This window comes from Amycolatopsis sp., from assembly GCF_025464955.1.
Taxonomy (GTDB): Bacteria; Actinomycetota; Actinomycetes; order Mycobacteriales; family Pseudonocardiaceae; genus Amycolatopsis.
In genome coordinates this window covers 67,181-78,692 of the sequence record NZ_JAODNM010000008.1, presented here as the reverse complement: position 1 = coordinate 78,692, position 11,512 = coordinate 67,181, and the positions used below count along the sequence as shown (strand labels likewise).

The window sequence follows — 11,512 nt, the reverse complement described above, 5'->3', positions numbered from 1 at the left end:
CGCAGGCGTGCACACCGGCGTTGCGGATCAAGCCCTCGATGCCCCGGGCCGTGTCGAAGATCGTCTTGCACTCCGGGTCGCTCTCGACCAGCGCACGGACCTCGGCCGCTTCGGCGTAGCGCTCGTGGTCCGGGTCGACGATGCCCGAGAGCGGGATGTCCTTCGCCATGATCGGCGGCGGCAACGCCTTCGAGATCTTGTCCGCGATCGCGAACCCGGGCTGGCCGTAGTGCACCCGCGCCGAGTCCTTGATGGCGGCCTTGGTCTTGATGGTGCCGAAAGTGATCACCTGCGCGACACGGTCCGCACCATACGTCTCGGTGGCATAGCGGATCATCTCGCCGCGCCGGCGGTCGTCGAAGTCGATATCGATATCAGGCATCGACGCCCGCTCGGGGTTCAAGAACCGCTCGAACAGCAGCTTCTGCGGAATCGGGTCCAAGTTCGTGATACCCAGCACGTACGCGACCAGCGAACCGGCCGCCGAACCACGACCGGGGCCCACGCTGATGCCGACCTTGCGGGCGTGGGTGATGAGGTCGGCGACGATGAGGAAGTAGGCCGGGAAGCCCTTGCCGACGATCACGTCGAGCTCGCGATCGATGCGGGCCTGGTAGCCGTCGGGGGCACCGTCCGGGAAACGCCAGGCCAGCCCCTTCATCGTCTGCTCGGTCAGCCACGACCCCTCGTTGTAGCCCTCGGGGACGGTGAAGACCGGCATCCGATCCTTGTGCGAATAGACGTCCTCGTAGGACTGAACCCGCTCGGCGATCAGCAGCGTGCTGTCCGCGGCGCCGGGCACCTCGACGTCCCAGTAGGCGCGCATGTCCGCGGCGGACTTGAGGTAGTAGCCGTCGCCGTCGAACTTGAACCGGTTGGGGTCGTTGAGGGTCTTGCCTGCCTGCACGCACAGCAGCGCGGAGTGGGCCTCGGACTGGTCCTTGGTCACGTAGTGCGAGTCGTTCGTGGCCACTGGCCGCAGGTTGAGCTGCTTGCCGATGTTCAGCAAGCCCTCGCGGACCGACCGCTCGATGGGCAATCCGTGGTCCATCAGTTCGAGAAAGAAGTTGTCCGCGCCGAAGATGTCCTTGTAGTCGGACGCGGCCTGCATCGCGGCGTCCGGCTGCTTCAGCCGCAGCCTGGTCTGCACCTCACCGGAGGGGCAGCCGGTGGTGGCAATGATGCCTTCGTGAAGCTCCGCGATGAGCTCCCGGTCCATTCGGGGCTTGCGATAGTAACCCTGCGTGCTCGCCATCGAGGACAGGCGGAACAGGTTCCGCAGGCCGCCGGCTGTCTCGGCGAACATTGTCATGTGCGTGTACGCGCCGGCACCCGAGACGTCGCCGCCCTCGCCCAGCTCGTCGGACCCGCGCTGGTTCTGCTGCCCCCAGAACACCGGCTTCTTGTGGAAGCGGCTCTCCGGCGCGACGTACGCCTCGATGCCGATGATCGGCTTGACCCCGGTCTTCTGCGCGACCGCGTAGAACTCCGCCGCGCCGAACATGTTGCCGTGGTCGGACATCGCGACCGCGGGCATCTCCAGTCGCTTCGCCTCCGCGAACAGCTTGCCCATCTTCGCCGCACCGTCAAGCATCGAGTACTCAGTGTGAACATGAAGATGCACAAACGAGTCAGTCACGCAGGGGCTCCCGGTCTTGGGTGAACAACAGACTGGAACGACCTTAACCGCTGACCAAGCGAGGCCATCCGAGGCGCGGCTCGCGCGTTCGGGTGCCGCTGTGCCATCCCTCACCCGACCCTGACATGATCACCCTGAGCAACCCTAATCTCACCTTCAGCAACGACGCGAACCCGGAAACGGTCGTGCCGAAAGGCTTGACCTCGATTGCCTTCCGGCCTGGGTTTTCCGTGCTTTCTGTGGGTGCAAATACCCTTGTCCCGGTTGTCGCCGCTCTGGCAACGTCGTTGCGCATGACGAGACAGGCCACCCCGGAGCCGCCGGTATCCGGCGAAGCCGCCGAGCCGCCGTCGCACGGGGTGCCGCGGTTCGGGGAACTGCTGCGGCGCCACCGCATCGACCGCGGCGCGACGCAGCGACAACTGGCGGATCTGTCGACCGTCAGCGTGCGGGCGATCCGGGACCTGGAGCTCGGCAAGGCACATCGGCCGCGCCGGGACACCGTGCAGCTGATCGCCGAAGGGCTCGGACTGACCGGGCAGGAGCGGGCACATTTCGAGAAGGCGGCGGGTGGCTCGGCCAACGAGCTGAAACTGAGCTACGAAACCGGACCGGTCCCACCGCCCGCGCCGATGGACACCCTCGTGGGGCGTGAAGCCGAAGTCTGGATGCTCGGCGACCTGCTCGGGACCGGCAACCTGCGGTTGGTGAGCATCACCGGGCTGCCCGGCATCGGCAAGTCAAGGATCGCGCTGGAGATCGCGGGTTTCCTGCATCGTGAACACCGGCTCCCGGTGCTATGGAGCTCGGCGCCGACGCAATCGTGCGCGACCCGCGACACCGGGTCCGAGCCGCTGTCGGGACTGGTCGGAGCGGCACTGAACCTGCCGGCCGCCGCGGCCGCCGTCACCCTCCAAGCCGAGCTGCGGACGCTGGTCGGCGACCAGCCGACGCTGCTGGTCATGGACGGCTACGAGCGCGCGGGTATCGACGCCACCGCGCTGGCCGCCCTGCTGCAGCACTGCCGCGGGCTGCGGGTGTTGATCACCGCGCGGACCCCGTTCCAGCTGCCCGGTGAACGCGAGTTCCCGTTGGCACCACTGGCCGTGCCGGGCGAACGAGCCGAGGCCAACCTCAACGAGCTGGCCGAGATCGGCTCGGTGAAACTCCTCACCCGGTGCATCGCCCGGCCCGGCTTCCGGCTGACCACCGCCAACGCCCCGGCCATCAGCGCACTGTGCCGGCTGCTCGACGGCATCCCGGACTCGCTGCAGCTCGCCGCATCCTGGTTCATGGTGTACACAGCGGAAACCCTGCTCGAATACGTTCGAACGGACCCCTTCGCCTTCGTCACCGACGACCTGCGGACGTCCCTTCGAACCGAACTCGCGGCCCTCGATCACGACGAACGGGCACTGCTGGGGCGGTTGGGCGAGCTCGACAGCTGGTCGATGAGCGACGTCAGCCGGCTCGGTCACCGGGAACCGGCCGGCTGTGCCCGGCTGGTCCGCCGCCTGCTGATGCACGGGATGGCGCGGACTTCGGCCGGCCCCGACTCCGGCCACTTCGCGGTGCTGGAATTGGTGAAGTACCTGGGTCCCGAACGCCGGTCCGCACTGCACCGGCTCGAGGACGAAGCGGCGAGCTGAGGTGCGCGTCCAACGCGGTTAGGCTCCATCCATGGCGGGAAGAGCGATCATGGACTCGGTCGGTTTGGTGCATCCCGGCGCGATGGGAGCGGCTGTCGGCGCACAGCTGGCCTCCGCAGGGACACCCGTGCGGTGGGTCTCCGACGGCCGCGGACCGGCAACCCGCCGACGTGCGGAGGCGGCCGGGCTGGTCGAGTGCGCACGCCTCGACGAGCTCGCCGAATGCTCGACGATCCTCAGCGTCTGCCCGCCGGCCGCCGCGCGTGAGGTCGCCGCGTCCGTCGCCGCCACCGGCTTCGAAGGCGTCTATGTCGACGCGAACGCGATCAGCCCGGAGCACGCGCGCGAGATCGGCACGAGGTTCGCCCATCGGGATGGCGTTGTCGTCGTCGACGGCGGCATCGTCGGGCCACCGCCGAAAAAGCCGGGGACGACGCGGCTGTATCTCTCTGGTGACGCGCGGGCGGTCGCCGGAGCCAGGGACCTGTTCAGTCCGACCGAACTGCGGCCGATCGTGCTGAACGGGCCCATCGGCCAGGCTTCGGCGCTCAAGCTGGCCTTCGCCAGCTACAACAAGCTCACCTATGCCCTCGCCGCGCAGGCGTACGCCCTCGCCGCGCATCATGGCGTGTTCGACGAACTGCGGGACCTGGCCGGTGACGTCCTCCCCGACACGCCGTTCGGACGACCGGACTCCCTCGTCTCCGCCGGTCAACGCGCTTGGCGCTGGGAGGGCGAAATGGCCGAGATCGGCGCCGCGTGCGCGGAAGCCTCGATCCCCGACGCGCTGCTCAGGGCTGTCGAAGCGATGTTCTCACGCTGGAGCGACTACAAGGACAGCGACGAAGTCACCGTGGCGCAACTCCTGGCCGCCCTGCACGTCGCGAATTGAGACGTCCGCCGCTCGATCGCCGTGCGAACCTTGCCGCCATGGCTGTGGACGTGGATCTGACGGTGACGGCCGGGAACTACCGGTTCGACGGGGCTTCGTTCGCCGTCGACACCAACATCTGGCTGATCGGCGACGAGCACGAGGTGCTCATCGTCGACGCGGGTTTCGACGCGACGTCCATCGAAGCCGCCGTCGACGGCCGGGACGTCGTCGGCATCGTGTGCACCCACGCGCACAACGACCACGCCGACGCCGCGCTCACCTTGGCCGATGCCACCGGCGCGCCCGTGCTGCTGCATCCCGACGACGCGAAGCTCTGGGCACGGGTCAACCCCGGCCGCCTGCCGGACGCCGAACTCGCCGACCGACAGGTTCTGACGGTCGCCGGCACGTCAGTGCTCGTGCTGCACACCCCCGGTCATACTGCCGGCTCGGTCTGCCTCTACCTGCCAGACGAGGGCGTGCTGTTCAGCGGGGACACCCTGCTGTCCGGCGGTCCCGGCATGACTGGCGACGTCCTGTCGAGCCGATCCACGCTGCTGGAGTCGATCCACCGCTCGCTGCTGGTGCTGCCCGACGAAACGGTCGTACACCCCGGCCACGGTTACGACACCGACCTCGGCACCGAACGCTCGGAACCCTGGGCCACCGCTGTCAAAGGGTCGCCGTAGTACTCCGGAAAACCTTTGTCAGTCTGCCGGACAGCATTGACTCGACCTCTGGACAGCACCTAGGCCGGTGTGTCACTTTATAGTCGCCTCTTTTTCCAACGATGTAAAAATGACAGGCAAGCGCGGCGGAGCAACTTCAGGATGGGGTGTCCGTTGAGATCTGTACTGGCGCAGAAGGCAATCCGCTCGCTGAGACAACCCGTCGTCGTTCTCACCGTGCTGAGCATGGCGGCGGCGATGACGGTGGCCGGGGCCGCCCAGGTGGCCGCGGGCCCACCCCGCATCGCGACCGTGACGGCCGGGAACGCGCGTTTTCAGGTGCTTTCCCCCACCTTGATCCGCACTGAGTACGCGGGGGACGGCAAGTTCGTCGACGGCCCGACGTTCAACGTCATCGGCCGGGCGGCCTTCACGCCGACCGCGTTCACGTCGAGTACCGCCAACGGCCTGCTCACCATCAAGACGAGCGCGCTCGACCTGCGGTACCAGGTGGGCTCGGGACCGTTCACCCCACAGAACCTCGCAGTGCGGCTGACGGCCGGTGGCGCGCCGGTGACCGCCACCCCGTGGCGGCAGCCGACCTGCACCGTAGGCGCGCTCTGCGAGGCGGAAGACTTCACGTACAACGGGTTGAGCATCGCTTCGGATCATTCCGGCTACACCGGCACGGGCTTCCTGGCCGGGTTCGAAGGCACGGGCAGCTCGATCAGCCTCGCCACGGACGTTGCGGCACAAGGGGTTTACCAGTTCGACGCGCGGTACGCCAACGCCACCGGGGGCGACGGCCAGTACACGACACGCACCCTGACCCTGTCGGTGGACGGGGGTGCGCACCAGTCGGTGAAACTGCCGGTGACCGGGAACTGGGACTCGTGGGGCGTCGCCTCCGTTCCGGTGCAACTGAACGCGGGCAAGCACACGATCACCCTGACGCGGACCGCGGCGGATTCGGGCAGCGTCAACCTCGACAGCGTCGCCCTGGTCGGCTCGGGCGCGCCGTATCCGCCGTCGTCGGCGAAGGCGATCGTGGACTGCGGGTACAGCGTGAGCTGCGAGGCTGAGGCAGGTCGCACCGCCGGCACGGCGATCGTGGCCACCGACCACAAAGGGTTCTCCGGCAACGGGTTCGTCGCGGAGTTGAACCAGGGATCGAGCGTGTCGCAGCGGATCGTCGGCGTACCGTCCGACGGTACGTACGCTCTGCAGGTGCGCTACGCCAACGGTGTCGGCGGCGATGGCCTGCACCAGACACGCACAGCCACGGTCTCGGCCGGCGGCACCGCACAGTCGCTTTCCCTTCCCGCGTCGGATAACTGGGACACGTGGCAGACCGCGTCGGTCCCGATCGCGCTCAAGGCCGGCAGCAACGACGTGACCCTCGGCTGCCCGGACCCGGCCAGCTGCCACGTCAACGTGGACACGGTCGCGGTGACGTCCCTCAGCGCGGCCGGCCCCGCACCGCACCTCGCACTTGGCGGATACCGCCGCGGCCTCGACGGGGTCAACGGTGACAACGGCAATCCGCAAACCACCCCAGGGCTGCTGTACCGCGACGGCTGGTACCTGCTCGACGACACGCCATCCGCGATGTACGACACCGTCACGAAGCAGATCACTCCACGCCCCGGCCACGACGGCAAGCCGTACCAGGACGGTTACCTCTTCGGCTACGGCCACGACTACAAGCAGGGCCTTTCCGACCTGGCCACGCTGACCGGGCCGGCCGAACTGCTTCCCCGCTGGGCTTACGGCGTCTGGTACTCCGAGTACATCGACCGCACCGCCGCCGACTACCAGAACACCATCCTGCCGAAGTTCCGCTCCGAAGGCGTCCCACTGGATGTCCTGGTCACCGACACCGACTTCAAGTCGCCCAACACTTGGAGCGGCTGGGCGATCGACCCGGCCAAGTTCCCCGACCCGAAAACATTCTTCGACTGGTCCGCCGCTCAGGGCCTGCACAACACGCTCAACATCCACCCGAGCATCCTTGGCTCCGACCCCCAGTTCGCCCAAGCCCAGGCCACGGCGAAGAACAAACTGCACCAGGGCGGCTGTGCCCCTGCCGCCGGCGCCAACTGCTATACCTTCGACTGGGGCGACCCCGACCAGCTCAAGGCCTACCTGGACCTGCACCAGACGATGGAGCAGCAGGGCAACGACTTCTGGTGGCTGGACTGGTGCTGCGACGCTTCACAGTCCTCATTGGACGGTGTCACGCCCGACGCCTGGATCCACCAGCACTATGCCGACGACGCCGACAAGACGATCGGACGCGGATTCGTCATCTCCCGCGCCTACGGCTCGCTGCAGTCCGGCGGCTACAGCAACCCGGCCGGGCTGCCGACCGGGCCGTGGGCCGACAAGCGCACCACGGTCCACTTTACCGGCGACACGTCGTCCACCTGGGGAACACTCAGGGCCGAGGTCGGCTACACGCCGGGCGAGTCCGTGGCCACCGGCATGTCCGCGATCAGTCACGACATCGGCGGCCACAACGACACCACCGGGCTGGCGGGCTCCGAGACCTACACCGCCGACGGGCAGACCAAGCGAACCGTGAAACTGCCCGACGACATGTACGCCCGCTGGGTCCAGTTCGGCACCTTCCAGCCCATCGACCGCCTGCACAGCAACCACAGCGACCGGCTGCCGTGGCAGTACGGAACCGAAGCGAAGACGTCCGCCGAGAAGTTCCTCAACCTCCGCGAAAACCTCGTCCCCGACAGCTACACGCTCGCCCAGCAGGCCAACACCACCGGTGTCCCCGCCGTCCGCCCGACCTACCTCGAATACCCCGAGGAACCGAACGCCTACGCGACGGCGGGCAGCGAGTACCTCTACGGTCCCGATCTCCTCGTCGCGCCGGTCACCACGCCCGGCACCACCGCCACCACCACGGTCTGGTTCCCGCCTGGCCAGTGGACGGACTACTTCACCGGACAGAACTACACGGGTGGCACCACCCAGAACATCACCACCGGCCTCGACACGATGCCGGTGTTCGTCAAGGCCGGCGGCATCGTGCCCACCCGAACCGACGATGTCACCAACGACGTCCAGAACTCACTCAGCAAGGTCACCCTCACCGTGGCCGAGGGCAGCTCGGGTTCCTACACGCTCTACGAGGACAACGGCACCACCGACCAGAAGCAGAGCAGCACCACGGTCCAGTACACGGAAACCCACGCGGGCCACACGGTGAAGATCAACCCCGCGGTCGGCTCGTTCGGCGGGCAGGTGACCAGCCGCCAGTGGTCACTGTCGTTCCGCAACGCCACCACACCCACCACCCTCGCCGCCAACGGAGTTCCCCTGTCCGCCAACGCCTACCAGTGGGACGGCGCCACCCACGTCCTGACCGTCACGCTCCCCCCTCACAGCGTCCACACCCCGATCACCTTCACCTATCGCTGACCCCCTCGGGCCAAAATGAATACCAGGCCCGCGCGGTCGGGAGGTCAACGCGGCTATTTGCGGCTCCTCGGTCGTATGTATGGGTCGCTGCCACCGCAACTCGCCGTCGAGTTGCGATGGTGACGGAACCGGGTGTGGGACTCGGCTCCGCCAGCGTGGGACTCGCCGCCGGTGAGTGTGGGACTCGCCGACAGCACGCCGTTCGAAGTCCGATTGGTGAGAATGTCCATCCGCCCGCGCCACGAAGCTGCCCATCGGCACAGTCCACAGCCTCATCGCTGAGCAGCGCGCCGACCACGCCTCAGGACTTGGTCGACACCCAGGAGCCGACGCCGCCGATGCGCTCGACGGAGTAGCGCACGACGTAGCCGGGGCCCTTCGGCGCTGGGAACTCGACGTCCGGGGCCATGTAGACCTTCGCGAGGCGGTTGAGCAAATCCCACGCGTCATCGCCCGGCTCGATGGACGCTCGCGCCCGTACCACGGCGTACTCGTTCAGAAAGGTGCCGGCCACCCGCGGCGCGTCGAAGGACAGCACGACCCGAGGGTCTCGCTCGATGTTGCGCAGCTTCGCCTGCCATGACATGTGACCGCTGACGAGGTCATCGCCGTCCAACCCGATCCAGATCACGGTGACCTGCGGGCTCCCGTCGGCATTGACCGTGCTCAGGTGGGTCATCGGGCCCGACACGATCAGGTCGCGCAGTGCGCTCGGCAGCGCGGTCATGGCCGGATCGTCTTTCGCATGACCGAATCGTAGCCCGAAGACCACCCGCGACGTCACTCCACGCCGAGCATGACCTCCGTGGACTTGACGAGTGCGGTAACCGGCTGACCGACCTGGAGCCCCAGCTCCTCGACGGCGTCCCGGGTGACCGACGCGGTGACCTGCTGGCCGCCGTCGAGGGTGACGGTGACGATCGTCATCACCGAACCCTCCTTGATCCCCGCGACGATCCCGGTGAGCTGGTTGCGAGTGGACAGACGCATCTTCGAATCTCCTCTGGTAACGACGTTGACCAGCGAAGACTACGGTTTTCCCCGTCCCGCGGCGGCACGAACGAGCCACCGCGCTCGCCCCCGGTTCCGCAAACGCACCGATCTCCGGTCGAACGGCACGCATCCGCGCTCCCCCGGGCAGGTCTACCTCCGCGCCTGGAGGTCCCGGAGATTTCTGGCACACCGGCGCGATCAGGTGATGTCGGCTCAGTCCAGTGCGATCTCGCTCCCCGAGCCGGCCGGATGGCGACCTCACCACTGAGCCGGCGGTGGTTTTCTTGCCCGTCGAATCCGCCGGACATTTCGTTACCACCGAAGATCAGGTTGCCTTCTATGATCCAGATCACCCCAGGAAAGTCCTCTCGTTTCGCCGATTACGGGATATGCGGGATTAACCCGTCGACCTCGGTTCATCGAGTACAGGCGAGCCTTATTCGTGATGGCCACATTGCAGAGAGTATTTCTGCTTACTTCTTCCGATGACCACCTATCCAGGTGGTCGATCCGAAAATCCTGCCCCCGTTTGGCCGAATTCGACACTGTCAGCCACCATCTCCACCACCGTGCAGCCCGCGAATGTCATTCGTTCGAGTGACCTTCGGCTCGTGCCGCCCACTGTCACTGGCCGCGCGTAGCGCCGCCGAGTCGTCACTGTTTTGTGACCGGACGGCAGCTTGGTAGCTTGCCTTTGCAGCCGCTCTCGTCGGCGCCCGCATTTAGTTCCCATGTTTGCGCTGGGAATGGGGGAATTTCGACGAGCGGCTTTTCCGACTTGTTTGCCGACTTCTCGAAGGGACAATTCATGCGGGTAGACGTGCTGCGTACCGGGGGTGTGGCTGCCTTGGCCGCGACGGTGATACTGGTGGCCACCTCGGCGACAGCGTCGGCGGCGGTGTCGTCAGAAACCGCCGCACCCGGCACCGGTTCCGCCTACGGCGCATCGGCCAGTGTGTCCTTGCTTCCCGGTGTCCTGGGCGACAAGGGATTGACCGTGGACACCGGCAAGCTGGCGCCCTCGGTCACGACCGGACCGGTGTCGGCCTCGATCGTCGACCTCCCGGCCAAGGGGCTACTCACGGCCAAGGCGGTCACGAGCACCGCGAAGCACAGCGTGGACACCGGCGCCGTCACCGCGACGGCCGCGATCGTCGACGCGACGCTCCCCGTGCTGGCGCCGCTCGCCGGAAGTACGCCGAAAGCCCGCGTGATCAGCGCGAAGTGCGCCTCCACCGCTGACGGCGTCACCGGCAGCTCCGAGATCGCCGGCCTCGATCTGGGCCGGATTGGCAAGCTCCCGGTCGCCGCCCCGCCGAACCTGGCCCTCGGCATCCCCGGTGTGCTGCAGGTGATCGTCAACGAGCAGATCCACCACAGCGACGGCAGCCTGACCGTCAACGCACTGCACATCAAGCTGCTCGGCGGCACCCTGACCAACGCGCTGGGCAGCGGTGACATCGTGCTGGCCTCGGCGACCTGCGGCGAAGCGACCACCCCGCCGACCATCCCGCCGACGGCCCCGGTCACGCCGGTCCCCGCCGGCCCCGGCCAGGTGACCGTCGTCCCCGCCGGCGCGCCGCAGACCGGTGACGGCAGCCTCGCGACCGTGATCGCGGACTGACCGCCCGTGGCAAGCATTCCCCGCAGGTGGGCCGCCTTGCTGCTGGCGCTGGTGGCGACCCTGTCACTGGTCGGCTGCGGCGCGGACACCGCGGCCGCACCCGCGGCTCCCCCGCCGCCGGCCACCACGCCCGCCGCCCCCGCGGGGTTGGCCAAGTCGATCCCCACCTGGCTTGACGTGCCGAGCATCTCGGTCCATTCGACCCTGGTCCAGCTGGGCCTCAACCCGGACAAGACCGTGCAGGTCCCGCCGGTCGACCAGCCGCTGCAGGCCGGCTGGTACCAGCACAGCCCGACTCCGGGGCAGGTCGGACCGGCAGTGCTGCTCGGCCACATCGACGGCAACCATCAGAAGGGCATCTTCTGGCGGCTGCACGACGTCAAGAAGGGCGACAAGGTGCAGGTCGGCCGCCAGGACGGCAGCACGCTGACCTTCACCGTCACCAAAGTCGACCAGATCGCCAAGAGCTCGTTCCCGACCGACGCCGTCTACGGCAACACGACCGACCCCGAGCTCCGGCTGATCACCTGCGGCGGCGCTTTCGACGCCGCCGCGCACAACTACCTCGACAACATCATCGTCTACGCCACCCTCACCTGACGGGTTGCCTGCGTAGCGCCGGTTCCC

9 protein-coding genes are annotated in these 11,512 nt (G+C 67.5%); 6 read left to right on the top strand and 3 right to left on the bottom strand.

Annotation, left to right across the window (positions count from 1 at the left end; genetic code table 11):
- Nucleotides 1–1,594, bottom strand: a 1,594-nt coding sequence (gene dnaE, locus JWQ81_RS01155; protein WP_297536846.1) for a DNA polymerase III subunit alpha, incomplete at its 3' end; no start/stop codon positions are given.
- A gap of 338 nt (nucleotides 1,595–1,932) precedes the next feature.
- Here dnaE and JWQ81_RS01150 point away from each other — a divergent pair.
- From JWQ81_RS01150 to JWQ81_RS01135, 4 genes are all read left to right on the top strand, one after another.
- The gene (locus tag JWQ81_RS01150) at nucleotides 1,933–3,288 is read left to right on the top strand and encodes a helix-turn-helix domain-containing protein (RefSeq protein ID WP_297536845.1); all 1,356 of its coding nucleotides are present in this window, start codon (nucleotides 1,933–1,935) and stop codon (nucleotides 3,286–3,288) included.
- 31 nt (nucleotides 3,289–3,319) lie between these two features.
- A complete protein-coding gene (locus JWQ81_RS01145) occupies nucleotides 3,320–4,180 on the top strand; it encodes an NAD(P)-dependent oxidoreductase (protein ID WP_297536844.1) in 861 nt (286 codons plus the stop codon).
- 38 nt (nucleotides 4,181–4,218) lie between these two features.
- Nucleotides 4,219–4,851 (top strand): MBL fold metallo-hydrolase, encoded by a 633-nt coding sequence (locus JWQ81_RS01140; protein WP_297536843.1) that lies wholly within the window; start codon nucleotides 4,219–4,221, stop codon nucleotides 4,849–4,851.
- Nucleotides 4,852–5,004: 153 nt separating this feature from the next.
- Nucleotides 5,005–8,268, top strand: coding sequence for a TIM-barrel domain-containing protein (locus JWQ81_RS01135; protein WP_297536842.1), 3,264 nt, complete (start codon nucleotides 5,005–5,007; stop codon nucleotides 8,266–8,268).
- 301 nt (nucleotides 8,269–8,569) lie between these two features.
- On the opposite strand, the gene JWQ81_RS01130 is transcribed toward JWQ81_RS01135, so the two are convergent.
- On the bottom strand, nucleotides 8,570–8,995 hold the full coding sequence (locus tag JWQ81_RS01130) for a PPOX class F420-dependent oxidoreductase (RefSeq protein WP_297536841.1): 426 nt from the start codon (nucleotides 8,993–8,995) through the stop codon (nucleotides 8,570–8,572).
- Between the two features lie 53 nt (nucleotides 8,996–9,048).
- Entirely contained in the window at nucleotides 9,049–9,258 is a 210-nt protein-coding gene (locus JWQ81_RS01125; protein WP_297536840.1) for a TOBE domain-containing protein, read from the bottom strand.
- A gap of 811 nt (nucleotides 9,259–10,069) precedes the next feature.
- On the opposite strand from JWQ81_RS01125, the gene JWQ81_RS01120 reads away from it, so the two are divergent.
- Together JWQ81_RS01120 and JWQ81_RS01115 are read left to right on the top strand one after the other, a co-directional pair.
- Nucleotides 10,070–10,885 (top strand): choice-of-anchor P family protein, encoded by an 816-nt coding sequence (locus JWQ81_RS01120; protein ID WP_297536839.1) that lies wholly within the window; start codon nucleotides 10,070–10,072, stop codon nucleotides 10,883–10,885.
- A 6-nt stretch (nucleotides 10,886–10,891) separates the two neighbouring features.
- Entirely contained in the window at nucleotides 10,892–11,485 is a 594-nt protein-coding gene (locus JWQ81_RS01115) for a class F sortase (RefSeq protein ID WP_297536838.1), read from the top strand.
- Nucleotides 11,486–11,512 lie beyond the last annotated feature (27 nt).